The sequence below is a fragment of the Dyadobacter sp. HNCC25DJ187 genome, assembly GCF_056895255.1.
The window spans coordinates 355,167-374,638 of sequence record NZ_JBXHAT010000001.1; the positions used below are offsets into that span (position 1 = coordinate 355,167).

The following is a 19,472-nucleotide window of genomic DNA, read 5'->3' on the forward strand; positions in this document are numbered from 1 at the left end:
TAAAATTATGAAAAAATTAACTTTTACCGTAGCACTCCTTCTCTCAGGGACCTACCTCTTTGCACAGAATAGTACTTCTAATGTTACGCAAAATTCTAATTACAATAATGCGGATGTCACGCAAAGGGGGAACTCGCAACTATCCAACGTAACTCAAACTGGCGTTAGTACCACTGCAGGATCACAGAATAACGCAACGGTATTGCAAAGAAATGGAGGTAATCCTGTTGGGGATAATGAGTCAAATATTGTCCAAACTGGAAGAAGTCAAACTGCAGATGTTTGGCAGTCGGGTGGAGAAAACCTTTCCAATGCTACTCAAACAGGGCGCTCGCAAAATGCTGAGGTTAACCAGCGCGGAGATCTCAACACATCTACAGCAACTCAGGAAGATAGAGGCAATGATACTTGGGTAAATCAGGACGGAAATAGGAACACATCTTCCGTTAATCAAAAAGATAACTTTAATGGTGCAAATGTTAATCAGGACGGAAATGATAATTCATCAACCGTGTATCAGGATGGAACAACAGTACTAGGGAACCAAGCAGATGTAAATCAGATCGGGAATAAAAATACATCTGCTGTGGACCAAGATGGTACTACTGTCTTTGGAAATACTGCTGAAGTTGACCAGATTGGTAATGAAAACAACTCGGATGTGATACAGGATGGAGCTTTGAACTATGCTGATGTGAATCAGACCGGAAATGGGAATACCTCAGATGTAGAGCAAAGAGGTACAAGCGTGCTTGGTAACTCCGCGATAGTGAATCAAAACGGAAATAACAATGAGTCGGATATTTTCCAAGACGGTACGATTTTAGTTGGTAATGAGGCCGAAGTTACTCAAAATGGTAATCGTAATGATTCAGACGTCTACCAAGATGGTGGGCTGAATGAAGCAACCGTGCTTCAAGAAGGTAATCGTAACGACGCTGATGTGGAGCAGGAAGGTAACCGTAACACAGGTGATATTTTCCAGGATGGGAACAATAATGAAGCGGACATACACCAGTATGGTAACCGTAATACTGCTGATACAGATCAGATTGGCAATCGTAACGATTCTCACCAGCATCAGGAGGGAGAGCGAAACGCAGCCAAGCTGATACAAACAGGAAATCGGAATGATTCTCATGAACACCAATATGGAGATCGTAATGCCTCCAATATAGTCCAAACCGGTAATCGTAATGATTCCTACGTAGAACAATTGGATAACCGCAATACTGCTTCAATTAAGCAATTAGGAAACAATAATGAATCTGATGTGGACCAGGATGGTCTTACCAACTCTGGAAATACTGCAACTATTTTGCAACAGGGTGACCGCAACAGATCCGAAGTTGATCAAAATGAAAGAAACGTAGCTTTTGTAACTCAAATCGGTGATGATAATAGATCTAGACTCAATCAGGATGGAATCGATAACTGGGCTAAACTACTCCAATACGGTAATAATAACAGGTTCAATGTCGGACAAGTTGGTGAAGGTAATAAGGTGACAGGAGTAGGGGCACCAGTTGACTCCGACGTTAATGGCGCGGCACAAACAGGTGATGGTAACAGAGGATTTATACGTCAGAATGGAGAGGACAACCTAAGTCAGTCATGGCAAAATGGAGATAATAATGTATTGAGAGTTAGACAAAATGGTTCCCAGCATTCTTCAGTGGTGCTACAGACGGGTGATGATAACATCGCTCGCCTAAATCAATCTGGCTCTTCTCATGTTTCCAATATAATACAAACAGGTGGTATGAACTCTGGAATTGTTGTTCAAACTAATTCATTGCCATAATTACCAAAACTGGTTTTTAAAGGGTGCTCCTGAGTATAATACATACCGGAGCGCCCAATTCCAGTTTTAAAACATTTTAAGTGATGAAAACAACTAAAGCGTTGCATATCACATGTGTACTTGGAATAGTTATTGCTTTTCTCTCACCCCAGGCATTCAGTCAGCATAAAGTTGAAAAACCTATGACGGATCAACAGAAGTCTCAAGATACAATTAAAGTAACTGCAGAAGGATTCAAAGTGACGCAGTCGGGGAGTGGAAATCATGTTGAGGTAAATCAGTCTGCCGAAGGAACATCTGTCATCACCAACCGAAAAACCACGATCATTGAGCAAAATGGCAACCGAGTTGTATATTCCGGTGATGCAGATTCAACCAACCATACACAGGTACATCAATCCGGATCCGGTAATCGTGCTGTGGTTCGGCAAAGTGGGGGAGGGAATAGTGTAAGGGTACGCCAGGTTCCTGAAAAGAAAAAAGAAGACTAACTGCATTTTCAATACGAAACGTTATGAAAAAATTCCTGATAGCCTTAATATCAACCGCCCTGTGTTCCGGCACATTACACGCACAGCAGATCCCGGGTGAAGCTTCATTCGGGTCAACTTCTCAGGCGCTGAGCGCCCTGCCTGACCAGGCCAAAATATCTGTCATCACCGGTTATCCCGGTACAGGCCGAGCCGGATCAAATGCCAGTGTTATTCAGACAGGAAATCAGAATACGCTGAATCTAAGCCTTTCCGGTAACGGAAACAACGTGCTCACACAGCAGACAGGAGATGGAAATGTGCTGAATATGGATTTGGTTGGAACAAACAGTCAGTATATTCTTACACAGGATGGTAACGAGAACAAACTCCAAATGAACAACATTACTTCCAATGGAGTGGATGTACGGGTTAACCAGAAGGACGGAAAGAATAACCTGACTATTGAAGGAGGTATAACTTCTTTAGAATCCATGAAGATAGAGCAGTCTGGTGGTATGCGGATTATCATTGAGAGCAATGCACTAATAGGCAGGCCATGAGACGGATTTGTTTATTCATCTTTTTACTTTTTAATGGATTACCAGCCTACGCCCAGGCGGAGTTGGAAGAAGCGTTGCTGGACAACAGCAGCCTTTTCTCCATGGATCCCCTGGACGAATCTGCCTTTGATGAGAATGGTTCCACGATGTTTATTCTCGACAATACCAAGACTAAAATTGGCCGCGATTTGTATGAGGAATTTTACAGACAATGGGGTGGGATGCAGCTCGACTCATTAGGAAAGGCACAATTCAGTTCAAGCGTTAAAGCCAACGAAGAACTTATTATTGAAATGGAAGAAATTCCTTCGCCGGGTTTAAGTAATATGGTGGCGATCAAGGTAGGCGATTTACTTGTCTGGCAGCAATTTGTGCAACCACGCTCAGAAGCCATGGAAGCACAGGTGGCCGAAGCCGTACAATATGTGTTGCAATATTTTATCGGTTACCAGGAAATTCAGAATCAGCTAGGTACCCAGGACCAGTCGGGAACAGGTATCTTTTAATTAAGACAATCATCAATCGTTATGAAAAAATATTACATCAGCTTTTTTATAGCTTTCCTCCTCCAGCATGCTGCTTTTGCTCAGTCATTTGTGTACCGCCCACAAAATCCTTCTTTTGGCGGTGATACTTTTAATTACAACTGGCTCATGAGCTCCGCTCAGGTTCAGGATAAAACCAAAGATCCACTGGCTGCCAAATCATCCTCAACAGGCAGAGAAACGGACGCACTCGCTGATTTTACGAGTAGTTTGAACAGACAACTGCTCAGCACACTTTCCCGCCAACTCTTTTCTAACCAGTTTGGTGAAGAAGGAATCAAGGAAGGCACCTACCAGTATGGCGATTTCGTCGTAGATGTCTCTCCCGGCTCCGAAGGTCTTGTTGTCAGAATCAATGACGGAAAAGGAGGGGAAACCTCCATAACAGTACCTTACTATTAAGATTAACCTCGCTACTGAACTTGTACGCTCCAAACGGAGAAAATTGTTAAGAACCCTCATTCTTCCTGTTAAAAAATGAAGCCATTACTCATGAAGAGGCAATGCCTGTATGTCTTGTCCGGAATCTTTTTACTGATTCTCAACGGATGCAGCTCGTACTTCCATCAGCCTACCAAAGAAAAAAGAGCCCGACTTGGCGAAGACACCGGCCTTACGTCTACATTAAGAACCCTGCCACCTCCTACAGAGAAACTGGTCGCAGCGGTATACAAATTCCGTGATCAGACGGGGCAGTACAAACCTTCCGAAAACGGAATCAATTATTCGACTGCAGTGACTCAGGGCGCAACCAATATCCTTCTGAAGGCACTTGAAGAAAGTGGTTGGTTTGTTGCTATCGAGCGCGAAAACGTGAGCAATCTGCTGAATGAGCGAAAGATCATACGCTCCAGCATGGCGCAATTTAAGCCTGAAAATGAAAATTTGCCACCATTGCTATTCGCAGGAATTATACTGGAAGGCGGAATTGTATCCTATGACGCCAACGTTATTACCGGTGGCGCGGGACTTAAATATTTCGGTGCAGGTGGCTCCGCACAGTATCGTCAGGACAGAGTTACGGTGTATCTCCGTGCTGTAGCTACCAAAACCGGAAAAATTCTTAAAACAGTATACACTTCCAAGACTATCTTATCCCAATCGGTCAACGCCAGTCTTTTCAGATTCGTAAGATTTAAGCGCCTGATGGAAACCGAAACCGGTTATACTACCAACGAGCCATCACAAATGGCTGTAACAGAAGCGATCGAAAAGTCCGTTCAATCCATGATTATCGAAGGTGTGCGTGATGGATTATGGAATGCTGATGCAAAAAGTGGCGAAAAGTTAAGTGCCGCCTTAAAGGATTATGAGATTGAACAAAAAGAGGCGCATGAAACTGACGTATATGGAGCCCGTAATAATATTGAGCGGTCGCGTATTTCCATTATGCCTGAAGTTTCCTTGCTCAGATATTCCGGAGATTATGCAAATCCAGTGAACAAGTTTGGGTTTGGCGCAGCACTCAATGTGGGGCTTACACGCAATTGGAATTTGCAGTTACATGTCACGTCCGCAACACTCGCCTCCAAGCAATACTTCTCCAGAGACGTTACCATTAGTGAGGTTAATCTGCAATACAGAACGTTACCGTTGCAAAAAATAAATCCCTTTTTACAAATAGGCGGAGGCATTACAGCAACCCGTAACAGTGCATTCTTTGAATTCAAAGGTAAGAAAGACAGGATGATCAATGGAGGACTAGGTATTGAATATGCGCTTGCAAGAGGCGTAGGACTGAATATATCCGGTCAGTACAACTATTTTGTGAAAGATGAGTTCGATTCGGTGATCAGCGGATCTGTTAACGATTCTTTCTGGCGGGCTACAGTCGGGCTGTCTATTTACCTGGGCGGCGGATATGCGAAAAAGTCAAAGTCTAAATCCCTGTAATCTCCCCAATTCTAAATTCCTCAAACATCGTGAAAATATTAACCTCTCTTTCCATCGTACTCCGTTTTTGCTTCGCTGGCATCTTGCTGCTGATGATGGGCTGCACCGAAGAAATATTTGTTGAACCGAAATTATACGGATCTATATCGGGACAGGTCCTTACACTGGATGGTAAAATCCCTCTGGAGAATGTATTGGTACGTATCAGTCCATCCGGTAAAAATATCACACCCGATTCCGCAGGTAATTTCCGTGTGGATAGTCTGCCAGTTGGCAAATACAGTGTGCAGACTACCGTAGATAAATACAAAACAGACCTGGCGTCCGTAGAGGTTGTAGAAAACAAAACTACAACTGTCGATGTGTTTCTTATACTTGATAATAATCAGAATAAGGCACCACTCATACCAACTGTATTGAAGCCTGCTCATAATGCACAGGATGTAGCATTGTCTACAGTACTTGCATGGAAATCTTCTGATCCTGACAAAGATTCATTGCGCTACAGTGTCATACTATTTAAGGAAGGACAGTCCACTACTGTACCGATGGTCACCGGGTTACACGTTGATACTCTAGCTGTCAATAATCTTGAATATGCCACTACCTATTACTGGCAGGTAATCACGTCAGACAGTATCAACAAACCGGTTTACAGCGAAGTCTGGTCATTTAAAACCAGACCTGTTCCGGATCTGCCTTATGTATTTAGCAGACAGGTAAATCAGAATTACCAAATATTCTCTTCAAATGGATCAGAGACGATTCAACTGACAACACTTGGCGGAAACTGGCGTCCGGTTGTGAGTCCTAACCGTGAAAAGGTTGCCTTTATATCGAATGTGAATACAGATCCACATATCTATATTTCAAACCGGGTAGGTAAAGAGCTCAAACGCGTTACGGTCGTTCCAATAGCCGGTGTAGCCCTGATGGATCTGTCATTTTGCTGGTCTCCAAACGGACTTGAAATTCTGTATCCTTACTACGACAAACTGTACGCAGTACATACAGATGGGAGCGGACTACGGGTAGTGGCTGAGGCGCCTGCCGGCCGGTTCTTCGCAGGCTGCGACTGGACTTCTCAGGGAAATAGAATTATTGCCAGGGTTACGGGCAGTACTGTCTATGACAACGAGCTCTATATGGTGAATCCTACAACTGGTGTTCTGACAAAACTGGTTACCGGCCGTCCGGGTAAAATGGGCAATCCGGATTTTTCTGTAGATGGAAAGACGGCTTTGTTCACACTGGACGTCAGCAATTTTCAAAACATAGAAGGGCGACAGCTCGACTCGCGCATTTTCACAGTGGACATTGCCACCGGAATATCTTCGGATATATCTATCGGGAAGGCCCGAGGTACCAATGACCTCGATGCCCGCTTCTCACCAAACGGAGCAAAAATCATTTTCACAAGTACGAGTAATGATGGTTTTTCAGAAAAAAACCTCTTTTCTATGGACCTGAGCGGCGAAAACCGACTTGAAATTATTAAAAATGCTGAAATGCCTTACTGGCGATAGCTTATATCAAATCGGCATACAATCAGCATTCCTACATATTTAGCATTTAATCTTAACCTCAACATGAATATGAAAAGTTATAATAAGCTTTTAAAGTGCTGCGTCATTATGTTGGCTGCAGGCCTGACTTCTCTCCATAGTTCGTTCGTTTTTGCACAATGCACCAATGACCTGGCAATCCCATCAGCTTTGTTTGGATCAGGTTTCAACGGAGATGGTAATTTTAATGTGATAGTTCTGGGGGATTATGCTGCGGTTACCGGTATTTCGGAAGGAAGGCTTGCGGTTGGTGGCAACTTCACGCTCAATAGCCCCAATCAGGGATTCACTGTAGGGGTAGGCGCAGATGCCCCGGCTACGTCTGATAACTTCATTGTTCAGGGAACATACCAGAACTCGTCAGGTCAGCAAGTTTCGTTGAATGGTAATTTCTATTACGGAACATTGGGTAGCCTTACGACCGTTCCTACTGTCACCTCGCCTGGAACGGTAAACAACCAGACAAACCGACTTAATTTTACCGGCATGCAGCAACATTACAATACACTGAGTGCCGGATACCAATCCCAGCCAGCGACTTCGTCCCCTGATCCAATCTCCTCCGGTTCAACTCTCACGCTTACAGGTGATAATACACTTAAGAACTATGTCTTCAATGTAACACTGACAGGAAATAATATAACGGCTATCAATTTTGTAAACATTCCTACAGGATCCGGAATACTGATCAATGTACTTAATACCAGTATATCACTGGCTTCAGGAGGCACAGGTATGGTAGCCACACATAGAGCTAAAACACTTCTGAACTTTCCTAATGCCAACACGATCCTTCTGAATGGATTTACGCTTGAAGGAGGAATACTAGCCCCTAATTCAAATATGTCGGCGATCGGTTCGCCTAGTGCCATTAACGGGCCTGTGGTAATAGGGGGAAATATCAATCAAACGGGCACACTCAATTTTAACAATACCTGCTTTACTTATCCGCTACCAGTGAAGCTCGCTGAGTTTAAAGTTCAAAAGGAGGCTGCGATGACGAATCTTTCCTGGAAAACCACCTCTGAAATTAACGCAGGTCGTTTCGTAGTAGAACGCCGTAATCAGGAAAATGGCTGGAGAGCCATTGGCGATGTAACAGCGAAAGGAACAACCAGAGAAACTGAAAGTTATGTGTTTACGGATCGCAATCCATTTACCGGAATCAATCTCTATCGCCTGAAAATGGTAGATCTGGACGGCACCTATGCATATAGTTCTATTGAGAGTACTGAATTTGACTTTGGTAATGAACCATTACTCCGACCTAATCCTGCCACCGACTACATTACTTTCCCGGACTGGAGTAAAGTGGCCAATGTGAAAGTATTAAACCAGAAAGGAAATCTGGTTTTAAACAATAAAGAAAAGAATCAAAGAGTGGATGTCAGTAGTCTGTCCAGCGGACTGTATCTGCTTCGGATCACTGCCACTGACGGCAGTGTTTCCACACGACGCTTCATTAAAAAGTAGCAGGAGGTTAATACGCAAAATGAGCAGGACGACTGTTTCCTGCTCAATTTTGTTTTTTCAACTAGCTATCTCAGCCCGCAATACGTGCAGCTCTGTATTGCCTTAGGTTTATCATTAACACACTGAACAGAATGATGATTAGGCCTAGAATCTGCATTTTAGTGATAGATTCTCCGGCGAAAAAGATGCCCAGCAAAACGGCAACGACAGGATTTACATATGCATAAGTACTTACCTTTGTTACCGGCTGTACTTTCAGTAACCACACATATGCACTAAATCCTACAATAGATCCGAATACGATCAAATAAAGAACAGCCAGCCATGAACCCATAGGAACGGCGGACAGATCCAGTTGGCTGAGCTCACCTGAAAGTATGCTTCCCGGAACAAAGGCGATACCTGCCGCCAGCATTTGCCATGTGCTGTTTACTACAGCCGTATTTTGTGTTGAATTATATTTGGAATAAAGAGAACCGCCTGCCCAGGTCATTGAGCCTAAAATGACAAGAAGCATTGCAAAAAGATCTCTTCCGCTATTAAGGCTGGTGAATGTGCTCATTACACGCTCACTAAAAAGCAATATTACTCCTGCAAAACCTATGATCAAGCCTAAAATGGTAGATCTGTTACTTAAATTTTCCCGCCATTTCGGTTTGTCGAGCAATACGAACCAAAGCGGAGAAGATGAAATCATAATTGCAACCATTGCACTGGGTAAAAATTGCTCAACCCATATTACGACACCGTTTCCCACAAAAAGCAAAAGAAGACCTGTAATAATGGCGGGTTTAATATTCCTGATGCTGAATACTTTTTCACCCTGGATTACTGCCCATGCCATCATGAGGAGTCCGGCAGTGATAAAACGGAATGCGCCTATGAAAAATGGCGGGAACCCTTCCAAAGCCTTATGGATGAAAAAATAGGTAGATCCCCAAACGATGTAAACGACTGCGAATGCTGCTGCAATCATCAATGTGGAAGGAGCTTTTTCCTGCTGGGTATTCATATCAGTCTATTTTTCCGGGATTACTAATTGTTGTTCTTCTTTAACGGTTTCCAGAACGATAGTGGTTCTGGTTGATAAAATATTGGGGATCTTACTGAATGTATTGCGCATCAGTTCCATCAGAGATGATGAATCAGCAGTCCTTACCTTCACAAGATAGCAGTCGTCTCCGGCAATATGATGCACTTCCTGCACTTGCGGGATCTTTGCAAGTTCGGTAGCTGTGGTATTGCATCCCATACCGTCAGATGAACGAAGTGCTATAAACGCCAATAGCTTCTGATTTAATGCAGTCGGATTGAGTCGAGTCGTATATTGGAGCAACACATTCTTTTGCTCCAACTTTCTAACACGCTCCAATACTGCAGAAGGAGCCATTTCCACCTCGCGTGCCAGGTCGGCATTGGAAATCCGGGCATTCTCCTGCATAAGCCTGAGTATAGCCAGATCCGTCTTATCCAGAATAATTTCTGATTCGCTGTTCATTCTGCAAGTTTATTAATTTTTAGAATAATATTCAATTTTACTATCTGATTCGCGAATAAGATTCTATAATCAGTAATCGAAGGGTGCGTGGATAGAATTAGACGATGCATAGAATGGTAGTCAGTAACCATGCTGGCAAAGCTTTTTATAAATCAAAGAATGTTTTCCGGTTGATATTTATTTAATTTGTTCATGCTGCCTGACAGAAACACGATCAAACTGCTTCGTATACCCTTTTTCTTTTTTTTGATGCCTCTGTTTCTCTTTGCAGTGAGTCAGGCAAATCAAATCATGTATCCACAGGTTTTTATCGCATTTCTGATTATCCATTTTCTGATCTATCCTGCCAGTAATGGATATAACAGTTACGTGGATCGTGATGAAGGCAGCATCGGTGGACTGGAAAAACCACCTATGCCTACTAAATCTTTATTTCATCTGACCCTGTTGATGGATGCATCAGCCATTATTTTGTCAGCCCTACTGATCCATATTCCTTTTGCCGTATGTCTGATCCTTTATATTGCGGCATCCAGGGCCTATAGCAGTAGGAGTATCAGGCTAAAGAAATATCCGTATGCTGGTTTTTTAATCGTAGCCGTTTTTCAGGGAGCTTTTACCTTTTACATGTCCTACTGGGCTGCAACCGGACAGCCGCTAGCTATGATTATCCCTCATATCTTCCTGTTATTGGGATGTACCCTTCAAATTGCAGGCGCGTATCCGCTTACTCAGATATACCAGCATGAACAAGATCTGAAGGACGGGGTTGTAACGCTTAGTTATAAACTGGGATATAAAGGTACGTTTGTCTTTACTGCACTGATGTTCGCGATGTGTAACCTGTGCTATTATCTCTACTTTTCGAAAATTGGTGATGGAATGATTTTTTATCTGCTTCAGTTGTTCTTTTTGCCGATAATCGTCTATTTCCTTTATTGGTTTTTCGCTGTTAGCAAAAGTACTTCAGCTGCAAATTTCAGTAATACCATGCGTATGAACTGGATCGCTGCGATTTGCATGAATAGTTGTTTTATAGTTCTCATTTTTATTAATCATTTTCGTTGAGTTATATTTCCGCTATTGAGACAGCCGTTCCCGAACACTGCTATACACAGCAGCAGCTCACTTCATTTTATGCAGGTTCCACCTTTGATGTTACGGATCAAAGAAAGATTCGTATAGTCGCTTCGAAAACCGGAATAGAAAAGCGCTATTCGGTTATCAGTGATTTTGACAAAAACTATGCGAACTATACTTTTTTTCCAGCTAATGAATCCTTACTTCCGGAACCTTCACTTTCCAAAAGAATGGAGTGGTATAAACGTTATGCTACAGAGCTTTCGTTGAAAGCTGTTAATAAGATAAGGGACTTTGATCACATTAAAAGTACGATCACACACCTGATCACTGTAACCTGCACAGGTCTTTTTGCTCCCGGACTTGATGTTGAGTTGATCAGAGATTTGGATCTTAAACCCTCAGTACAACGCAGTAGTGTAAATTTTATGGGCTGCAATGCGGCCGTAATCGCCTTAAAGAATGCCGATGCTATCTGCAAAAGCTCACCTGGAGCCAGGGTTTTGATTGTTTGCACAGAACTCTGTACTATTCATTTCCAAAAACGATACAATGAGGACTACCTGCTTTCTAATTTATTGTTCGGTGATGGAGCTGCGGCAGTGCTGGTAAACAGCGAGTCGCAGGATGCATCGCCACTCAATATACGAATCAATCGGTTTGATTCATTGATATTGCATAACGGGTATCAGGATATGGCCTGGCAACTATCTGAAACAGGATTTATCATGAATCTGTCATCCTATGTACCGGGACTGATCAGTGGCAATATTGCAGCAATGCTCAAAGCAATAAGACTGGATGCCGGAGATGTGGATCATTGGGCAATACATCCCGGTGGAAAACGTATTCTTGATGATTTTGCCACGGCCCTGAATCTACACGTAAACAGGCTGGCAGCTTCTTACGATGTATTAAAAAACTATGGAAATATGTCCTCCCCAACCATTTTATTTGTTTTAAAACAGATGTCGGAGAACAATACATCCAGTTTGGGAGACCGTATCTTTGCTGCCGCCTTTGGTCCGGGATTGAGTATAGAAACAATGCAGTTGTCCTATGTTTAGTGAACGTTCTGATAAAAAGGAACTCCTGGATCAGGATGTTATTCCGGAAGCAGACCTGTATGAAAATCTGAGAGAATTAGATTTCATCAATCACTGGCTGGGAGGATATCGTATTTCCTTCTCAGGACTCAGGAAAGTATTGGTTCGGGGTAAAAATATTAGTCTGGTAGACATTGGCTGCGGGGGAGGAGATACGTTGAAACGAATTGCCAAATGGAATAAGTGGGAACATTTTGGATTAAGTCTGCATGGTATCGATCTTAAATCAGTTTGTATTGACTATGCAGAAAACAATCTGAGCGGACTTAACGTAAAGCTTATTTGTGACGATTACAGAAATGTCTTTGAACATATCGGACATGCCGACATCATTCATGCCTGCCTTTTTTGTCATCATTTGTCAAAAGAGCAGTTAATAGAACTGGTGAAGTTTTGTCTTCAGCACCAATGTATTCTGATTGTGAATGATCTTGAGCGCAATCCTCTAGCCTATTACTCCATCAAATTCCTGACGCGTCTTTTCTCCAGATCATATCTGGTCAAAAACGATGCGCCGTTATCTGTCCTTCGGGGTTTTAAGAGAAAGGAATGGATAACTATTTTGAAAGAGTCAGGAGCAAAAAACTATATGGTCCACAACAGATGGGCATTCCGGCATCTGGTCATTGTTTATCCTCAATAAGATATGTCTGAAAACAGCAACCGATTCGATTGTGCAATAGTAGGAGGAGGGCTGTCAGGTTTGTGTCTCGCTATTCAGCTTGCTGAGGCGGGATTTTTGGTCGTGGTATTCGAAAAAAATAGCTATCCGTTTCATAAAGTGTGTGGAGAGTATATCTCTATGGAAAGTTGGGATTTCCTGTGTAAGCTGGGACTACCACTTAATGAAATGATGTTACCCAAAATCAATGAACTTGGTATCAGTTCACAAAAAGGCTTTATGCTTAACCACAAATTGGATATGGGCGGTTTTGGGATCAGTAGGTTTTATCTGGATAACCAATTAAGCATACTAGCCAGAACAAAAGGCGTAACAGTATTAGATGGATGTCGCGTCAACCAGGTCCAACATGTTCATGATGGGTTGCAGGAAATCATCACGGCTAAAGGTGAATTTTGGGCTAAGGTAGTGTGTGGCAGTTACGGAAAATACAATCCGGCATTTATTCAGGCATCCAAGGCTACAATCAATCCGAGTTATATTGGTGTTAAATACCACATCAAAGCCGATTTGACTTCTAACCGTATAGAGCTTCATAATTTTGCTAAAGGCTACTGCGGTATATCTCAGGTTGAGGACGGGCAGTATTGTTTGTGTTACCTTACCCAAAGCAGCAATTTGCTTGAAAATGGCAAGAATATCCAATCAATGGAGGAATCCGTTTTATACAAAAATCCATTTCTCAAAAAATACTTAACCGAATCCGAGTTTGTCTCTGACCAGCCACAGGTAATCAGTAATATTTCATTCAGCAAAAAAATGACTTTCGCTGGCGGTATATTTTTGCTTGGAGATGCTGCGGGATCGATTACACCACTTTGTGGAAATGGTATGAGCATGGCCATGCGTGCTTCTTATTTATTGGCGAATGAGCTCATTTCCTTTTTGTCAGGAAAGCAGAAACTGGAACAAACTGTTTTTAATTATGACCGGCTTTGGAATATTCATTTTTCAATGCGGATAAAAGCCGGTTTCTACTTGCAATACCTTTTTGGTAAAAATGCAACTACTGATCTTTCATTGAAGGTACTTGACAAATTTCCCGGACTGACATCTAGAATCATTTCGCTTACCCATGGAGAAACATTCTGATGGCCTCCGCAATTGAATCGCTACCCATCGGCTGATCGAGCTAACACTCCTATGTCAACCAACACGTAAGCATAAATTCATTTTGCACTTTTTTGTGCCTCCCTGAAATATTTAAGCGGAACCCATAACATACCGAAGCACTCTCCCTGATGTTTTCCCAAATGCTTGTGATGCATTTTATGCGCTCTTCTGATGGCTCTCAGATAAACCCAATCGGTATTACGCAGAACCTTAAATCGCTGATGAATAAACACATCGTGTATTACAAAATAGGTAAAACCATACAGCGTTATTCCAGCACCGATCCAGAATAAAAAGTTGAAGCCTGCATTGAGTCCAAACAGCAGGCAAAGGATACCGGGAATAGCAAAAATGACGAAGAAATAGTCATTCTTTTCAAAAAAATCACCATCATCACGTTGGTGATGGTCGTGGTGTAAAAACCATAAAAATCCGTGCATGAGGTATCTGTGCGCGAGCCATGCCACACATTCCATGCCGATGAAGGAAGCCACCACAATTCCTGTATTGATGAGTATCTGATTCATAGTCTGTTTAAGCCCCTAAGCAATTAATTAAGAATCGTTTTTTTTATTTGAGGAATTCTCTTCATTACATCCTGAAAACAGATGTTGAGCCATGCTGTGTAATGATCAGGATTGCTTTTAAGATCGTCGGCAAGATCTTCCGGTTTCATGTATCGGTAATCTCCAACCTCCAGAGCATTCAGAATTGGCTTTTGGTCGCTGATACCCCAAAAGACATGATCCAGCTCATGCTCTGTAAGCCCCTTGCCCAGTTCCGATTTATATAAAAAGGAGTATAAAAAATTTACTTCAGCTTCCATTCCCATTTCTTCTTTCAGCCTTCTGAGAGCAGCATCTTTTGTGTCTTCTTCCGGCAATGGATGGCTGCAACAGGTATTTGACCACAGTCCTTCAGAGTGGTATTTCCCGTATGCACGCTTTTGCAATAATAATTCCCCGTTGGAATTGAAAATAAATATAGAAAATGCCCTGTGCAATATGCCTTTCTGATGTGCCTCCAGCTTAGGCATCAGTCCGATTTGCCTATCCTCAGCATCAACAAGTACAACAGAAGCATTCAAAAGATTAAAATCGGTGTTTTCTGTGGCTAATAGCATTGGTCTAAATTATTAAGTGGGATCTCTTTGTCTTCAACCCCAAAATCATTACAAAAGGTCGAACTGGTGACGTAAAAGAGAACGAAACATCAGTCCTATTTTATTGTGGTCGGCTATACGTATCCGGGCATTCATAACCTTCTCTGGAGGCGTATTTTTGATAATCAGGAAAAGCTTATGATAGTAATAGTAAGCCAGATATACGCCGCGGCGTGCTCCTGATGGAAGTTTTTTTATACCTGCAAGAGCCTGCTGGAAATCCTCTTCAATTTCGGCCTGAATAGCCTCTTTCTCCCGTTGCGAAAATTTTTCAAAATTAATTCCGGGAAAGTAGGTTCTACCCAATAAAAGATAATCGGCTCTTAAATCCCTTAGAAAGTTAACTTTTTGAAAAGCCGCTCCAAGTTTCATTGCAAACGGTTTGAGATCGTTGTATGTCTTGTCATCACCTTCAGCAAATACCCTGAGACACATTAATCCGACCACCTCAGCAGACCCAAGTATGTATTGTTCATAGGAATCAGAATTGTAAACAATATTTTGAAGATCCATTTCCATACTCTTCAGGAATGTATCAATCAACTCCCATTCTATCTTATAGGTATGAACTACATGTTGAAAGCTATTCAAAATAGGGTTAATACTGATTTTATCACGTATGGCCTCCTCGGTGTCCTGTCGGATTTTCTCCATCAGAAACGACTTATCATAGTCATGAAAGCTATCGACAATTTCATCCGCTAATCTTACAAATCCGTAAATACCGTAAATTGGCGCATGAAAATCTGTTTTGAGAAAGTTGATACCCAATGAGAAGGAGGTGCTGTAGAGCTTGGTAGTTTTTTTACTGCACGAAGCAGATAAATTGTCGAATAGAAGTTTCATAGTGAGCCGTTTAAGGATTTGAGTAACTCAGTTGCTGCAATTCTTCCTGATATAATGGAGGGTGGTACGCCGGGACCAGGTACGGTTAACTGGCCGGCAAAAAACAGATTTTTAATCTTTTTACTTTTCATCTTAGGTTTAAATATGGCCGTCTGCATCAGCGTATTCGCTAATCCATAGGCATTACCTTTATACGCGTTGTAATCCTGTATGAAGTCTTCCTTTGCGTAGCTTCTCTTAAATATAATGTGGGGGCGAATATCTTCCTGAGCAAAATGTTCCAATCTACTCATCAATTTATCAAAGTACTCGTTTCGTATTTCCTCTGTATCTGTAAGACCAATTGCAATAGGCATAAGTACAAAAAGATTCTCACAGCCTTGAGGAGCTACTGAGTCGTCAGTCCGGGATGGGCAGCAAACGTAAAACAATGGTTTGGAAGGCCATTTTTTGTCTTTATATATCTCTTCTGCGTGCAGCTCAAAACTCTCATCAAAGAATAAATTATGATGCCTTAATTTATTGATTTCCTTATTAATTCCTAAATAAAAAAGCAGGCAGGAGGGAGCAAATGTTCGGCTTTCCCAATAAGACTCAGAGTAGGAACGATATTCTTCTTGCAATAAACTTCTTTCGATATGCTCATAATCCGCGGAACCGATCACAGCGTCAATAGGGTGTTGCTGCCCGTTGGCATGCAGGGTATGAATGGTTGATCCTTTTACTTCCAAAAGCCTGACTTCCTGAGATGTTTTGATCTGCACGCCTGTGTCCAATGCAATTTTTTCAAATGCCTTGGCAACCTGGCCAAATCCCCCCATGGGGTAAAAAGTCCCCTGTTTTAATCCGGAAAAATTCATGAGACTGTACAGCGCAGGTGTGTCTTTTGGCATCGCCCCTAAAAACAATACAGGAAATTCTATTAAAGCCAGTAATCTTGAATCCTTGAAGTAGCGCCTGACGAATGTATTGAAAGATGTAAAAAGGTCGATATTGAGGGCATCCCTGAATAAGCTCAGGCTGAAAAACTCTGTAATGGAATGTCCTGGCTTATACACCATCTTATTCATTCCAACATTGTATTTATGTTCACCGTCTGCGATAAATTCTCTAAGCCTGGCACTTGCACCAGTTTCAATATTTTCGAACAATTCACAAACCTGATCAAAATCAGCTGGTATGTCCCACACCTCATCACCCGGAAAAATTACTGCAAATCCAGGATCGAGCTTCCTCAAATCATAAAAGTCCGACGTTGTTTTCCCGAACAGATTATAATATTTTTCATAAACATCGGGCATCCAATACCAGCTTGGTCCCATATCAAATGTAAAACCTTCATGATGGAAAGTTCTGGCCCTGCCACCGGTCATGTCATTTTTCTCAAATACAGTTACCTCAGCACCGTTGCTTGCCAGCACTGAAGCCGCTGCCATGCCCGCAAACCCGGATCCGATAACAGCCACCTTTGAATGACGATGTTTAATAGTTTTATTATTCATTAGTTAAGTTAAGTGGGTAATAAGTTGATCCACATCATTGATCGCCAAAATGCCATTTTGCATCATCACTTCTTTCAGAAATACGTCTCCGCCTGATGCCAGTATGTTATATTGTCCGAAGTCTGATTGAAGTTTTTCCAAAAGTGCCTTCAGCTGCCTTTCGGGAAATCTTCTTACCAGAAATGTATATATATGTGTCGGCTTACATGCTTCGACGACAGATTTTAAATCCTGATAGGGGACTCTTGCTCCCAGATATATCACTTTTTTGCCATACTGCCGAAGCAAGTAATTTGCAAAAAGCAAACCAATCTCGTGGTCTTCATCTTCGTTCAGAAACAGCACCCAGGTTTGATTGGAGTCCTTCGGATAAGGAAGCTGGTCAATAGCTGCAAATAGTTTTTGCCTGATAAGGTTAGACAAAAAGTGTTCCTGTGAAGGTAACAGATCACCTTTGGTCCACATCAGGCCGGTCCTTACAAGCAATGGGTAAGTAATATGGAGATAAGTCTTCTTCATACCGAGACGTTTCAACGAGTCATCCAGGAGCTGTTCAAACAGCGTAACATCAAATGTTGTTATGGCTATCAGCAGTTGGTTAATGAGCGCTTCAATGTGTATTTCCGAATGCAACGACTCATGTATAACCTGATCAATCTCTTCTGCTATTTGTGATTGCGTCAGCTTGCTGATGTTGGATATCTTCATACCTCTGTCGATCAACGTACATACATTCAGCAATTTTTTCAGTTGAGCATCATCATAGAATCTGATATTTGTATCCGTGCGGGCGGGCTGCAGGAGTCCATAACGTTGCTCCCATATCCTGATGGTATGTGCTTTCTGATTGCTGATACGTTCAAGGTCCTTAATAGAATAGCTACCCATTTTGTTTAACGTTTTTCAAAAATAGTTAAACAAAATTAATTTCAAAGATTATTTGTGATTATAAAAAATAGATGCATACATTTGATATCGTAAGTATCTTACGTTTGATTTTTAAAATATCAATGTGTTATGAGAACTCAGGAAATGTATTGGTCAGTAAACATTAAGTTTCTCCGTCTACGAGAAAAACTTAGCCAGGAAGTTCTGGCAGAAAAGCTTGGTATTACCCGTGTTAAGTTAAATGCTCATGAGAGTGGCAGGACTGCCAACCCTACCATTGAGGATCTGATCAACTTTTCTGAATTTTTCAGGATGAGTATTGACAGTTTGTTGAAGATCGACCTCGGTAAGTTGTCTGATCAGAAACTTAGGGATCTTGAAGCGGGCAGTGAATTGTTTATGCAGGGGGGGCATCTGAGAGTTCTTGCAGTAACAGTGGATAGAGAAGATAATGAGAACGTAGAGTATGTTCCTATAAAAGCAAAGGCCGGATATCGTTCCGGATTTAGCGATCCTGAATTTCTGGCTACACTTCCAAAATTCAATCTGCCAAATATTCCACGAAATGGCACATTTCGCATGTTCCCTACCACAGGTGACTCCATGTTGCCGATTCCTGAGGGTGCAGACATTATAACGCGGTACGTTCAGGATTGGACGCGAATCAAACCTCAAACACCCTGTATCGTCATATTGAAAGGGGATCAGGACTTTGTTTTCAAACAGGTTACAATCAACGAGAACGGTACCGTGTTATTGCAATCTTTTAATAAGCAATACTTCGGCTATACGGTTCCAATTACAGATGTCTTGGAACTATGGGAGTATTACAGCTTTCATAGTAAACAACTACCTGAGCCGCAAACGGACATGCAACAACTTCTTAAAATGTTACAGGATATGCAGACTGAAATCAAGGAACTTACGGGTAAGGTAACTCGCGAGTAACTTTGTTGTAATGACGAAAACTTAAATAAATGCAAATTACATCGTATAGTATTTATGAAGTACTACACCGTATCCTCGTCGAAGTATTTTTGTTTATGTGTTAAATAACTCGTCAATTCGAGTTTTAGGCATGTTTCAAATTATAGAAGTCTCTCGAAGGGTCGTATAAAGGTTTATTTTACTTAGTAAGTATATATTCTAAATGTTCAATTTTGACAAATTTTTAACCACTGGTAATATCAATTTTACCCCAAGACTGGTAGGGGTTATCCCAAAAAAATAGCCCTTCACAGCACGCACTCTACATTTGTTGAAAAGAAATCTAGTCAATTCA

20 protein-coding genes are annotated in these 19,472 nt (G+C 41.8%); 13 read left to right on the forward strand and 7 right to left on the reverse strand.

Going from position 1 to position 19,472, the window contains the following annotated elements; all coding sequences use genetic code 11:
* Positions 1 to 7 precede the first annotated feature (7 nt).
* The 8 genes from AC1XUE_RS01345 to AC1XUE_RS01380 all read left to right on the forward strand — a co-directional run bounded on the left by AC1XUE_RS01345 (position 8) and on the right by AC1XUE_RS01380 (position 8,313).
* Positions 8 to 1,804, forward strand: coding sequence for a hypothetical protein (locus AC1XUE_RS01345; RefSeq protein ID WP_483354130.1), 1,797 nt, complete (start codon positions 8 to 10; stop codon positions 1,802 to 1,804).
* A gap of 83 nt (positions 1,805 to 1,887) precedes the next feature.
* Complete coding sequence (locus AC1XUE_RS01350) at positions 1,888 to 2,295, forward strand: hypothetical protein (RefSeq protein ID WP_483354131.1); 408 nt, start codon at positions 1,888 to 1,890, stop codon at positions 2,293 to 2,295.
* A gap of 23 nt (positions 2,296 to 2,318) precedes the next feature.
* The gene (locus AC1XUE_RS01355; RefSeq protein ID WP_483354132.1) at positions 2,319 to 2,837 is read left to right on the forward strand and encodes a hypothetical protein; all 519 of its coding nucleotides are present in this window, start codon (positions 2,319 to 2,321) and stop codon (positions 2,835 to 2,837) included.
* Complete coding sequence (locus AC1XUE_RS01360; RefSeq protein WP_483354133.1) at positions 2,834 to 3,343, forward strand: CsgE family curli-type amyloid fiber assembly protein; 510 nt, start codon at positions 2,834 to 2,836, stop codon at positions 3,341 to 3,343. The genes AC1XUE_RS01355 and AC1XUE_RS01360 overlap by 4 nt, the downstream gene beginning before the upstream one ends.
* A gap of 21 nt (positions 3,344 to 3,364) precedes the next feature.
* Positions 3,365 to 3,784: a curli production assembly/transport component CsgF gene (locus AC1XUE_RS01365; RefSeq protein ID WP_483354134.1), complete on the forward strand. Its 420-nt coding sequence runs from the start codon at positions 3,365 to 3,367 to the stop codon at positions 3,782 to 3,784.
* Positions 3,785 to 3,859: 75 nt separating this feature from the next.
* Positions 3,860 to 5,275, forward strand: coding sequence for a CsgG/HfaB family protein (locus tag AC1XUE_RS01370; protein WP_483354135.1), 1,416 nt, complete (start codon positions 3,860 to 3,862; stop codon positions 5,273 to 5,275).
* Positions 5,276 to 5,304: 29 nt separating this feature from the next.
* Positions 5,305 to 6,801 (forward strand): carboxypeptidase regulatory-like domain-containing protein, encoded by a 1,497-nt coding sequence (locus AC1XUE_RS01375; RefSeq protein WP_483354136.1) that lies wholly within the window; start codon positions 5,305 to 5,307, stop codon positions 6,799 to 6,801.
* A 69-nt stretch (positions 6,802 to 6,870) separates the two neighbouring features.
* A complete protein-coding gene (locus AC1XUE_RS01380; protein WP_483354137.1) occupies positions 6,871 to 8,313 on the forward strand; it encodes a choice-of-anchor A family protein in 1,443 nt (480 codons plus the stop codon).
* 70 nt (positions 8,314 to 8,383) lie between these two features.
* Here the strand turns inward: AC1XUE_RS01380 and AC1XUE_RS01385 are convergent, their stop codons facing one another.
* Positions 8,384 to 9,325 carry an EamA family transporter gene (locus AC1XUE_RS01385; protein WP_483354138.1) on the reverse strand — a complete coding sequence of 314 codons (942 nt, stop codon included), beginning with the start codon at positions 9,323 to 9,325 and terminating at the stop codon, positions 8,384 to 8,386.
* A gap of 6 nt (positions 9,326 to 9,331) precedes the next feature.
* Complete coding sequence (locus AC1XUE_RS01390) at positions 9,332 to 9,811, reverse strand: Lrp/AsnC family transcriptional regulator (RefSeq protein ID WP_483354139.1); 480 nt, start codon at positions 9,809 to 9,811, stop codon at positions 9,332 to 9,334.
* A gap of 192 nt (positions 9,812 to 10,003) precedes the next feature.
* On the opposite strand from AC1XUE_RS01390, the gene AC1XUE_RS01395 reads away from it, so the two are divergent.
* Genes AC1XUE_RS01395 through AC1XUE_RS01410 form a run of 4 tightly spaced genes read left to right on the forward strand, consistent with a single transcriptional unit; the run spans position 10,004 to position 13,771 of the window.
* Positions 10,004 to 10,879, forward strand: coding sequence for a UbiA family prenyltransferase (locus AC1XUE_RS01395; RefSeq protein WP_483354140.1), 876 nt, complete (start codon positions 10,004 to 10,006; stop codon positions 10,877 to 10,879).
* A complete protein-coding gene (locus AC1XUE_RS01400; protein ID WP_483354141.1) occupies positions 10,876 to 11,958 on the forward strand; it encodes a type III polyketide synthase in 1,083 nt (360 codons plus the stop codon). The genes AC1XUE_RS01395 and AC1XUE_RS01400 overlap by 4 nt, the downstream gene beginning before the upstream one ends.
* On the forward strand, positions 11,951 to 12,640 hold the full coding sequence (locus tag AC1XUE_RS01405) for a methyltransferase domain-containing protein (protein WP_483354142.1): 690 nt from the start codon (positions 11,951 to 11,953) through the stop codon (positions 12,638 to 12,640). Before AC1XUE_RS01400 ends, AC1XUE_RS01405 begins: the two co-directional genes overlap by 8 nt.
* A 3-nt stretch (positions 12,641 to 12,643) precedes the next feature.
* Positions 12,644 to 13,771, forward strand: a complete 1,128-nt coding sequence (locus AC1XUE_RS01410; protein ID WP_483354143.1) for an NAD(P)/FAD-dependent oxidoreductase — start codon at positions 12,644 to 12,646, stop codon at positions 13,769 to 13,771.
* A gap of 77 nt (positions 13,772 to 13,848) precedes the next feature.
* On the opposite strand, the gene AC1XUE_RS01415 is transcribed toward AC1XUE_RS01410, so the two are convergent.
* Genes AC1XUE_RS01415 through AC1XUE_RS01435 form a run of 5 tightly spaced genes read right to left on the reverse strand, consistent with a single transcriptional unit; the run spans position 13,849 to position 18,190 of the window.
* Positions 13,849 to 14,319 (reverse strand): sterol desaturase family protein, encoded by a 471-nt coding sequence (locus AC1XUE_RS01415; protein WP_483354144.1) that lies wholly within the window; start codon positions 14,317 to 14,319, stop codon positions 13,849 to 13,851.
* Between the two features lie 23 nt (positions 14,320 to 14,342).
* A complete protein-coding gene (gene idi / locus AC1XUE_RS01420) occupies positions 14,343 to 14,915 on the reverse strand; it encodes an isopentenyl-diphosphate Delta-isomerase (protein WP_483354145.1) in 573 nt (190 codons plus the stop codon).
* A gap of 48 nt (positions 14,916 to 14,963) precedes the next feature.
* Positions 14,964 to 15,800 carry a phytoene/squalene synthase family protein gene (locus AC1XUE_RS01425; RefSeq protein WP_483354146.1) on the reverse strand — a complete coding sequence of 279 codons (837 nt, stop codon included), beginning with the start codon at positions 15,798 to 15,800 and terminating at the stop codon, positions 14,964 to 14,966.
* Positions 15,797 to 17,302 carry a phytoene desaturase family protein gene (locus tag AC1XUE_RS01430; RefSeq protein ID WP_483354147.1) on the reverse strand — a complete coding sequence of 502 codons (1,506 nt, stop codon included), beginning with the start codon at positions 17,300 to 17,302 and terminating at the stop codon, positions 15,797 to 15,799. The genes AC1XUE_RS01425 and AC1XUE_RS01430 overlap by 4 nt, the downstream gene beginning before the upstream one ends.
* Positions 17,303 to 17,305: 3 nt before the next feature.
* Positions 17,306 to 18,190 carry a MerR family transcriptional regulator gene (locus AC1XUE_RS01435; RefSeq protein WP_483354148.1) on the reverse strand — a complete coding sequence of 295 codons (885 nt, stop codon included), beginning with the start codon at positions 18,188 to 18,190 and terminating at the stop codon, positions 17,306 to 17,308.
* 129 nt (positions 18,191 to 18,319) lie between these two features.
* Here AC1XUE_RS01435 and AC1XUE_RS01440 point away from each other — a divergent pair, with 129 nt between their 5' ends.
* Positions 18,320 to 19,138, forward strand: coding sequence for an XRE family transcriptional regulator (locus tag AC1XUE_RS01440; RefSeq protein ID WP_483354149.1), 819 nt, complete (start codon positions 18,320 to 18,322; stop codon positions 19,136 to 19,138).
* Positions 19,139 to 19,472 lie beyond the last annotated feature (334 nt).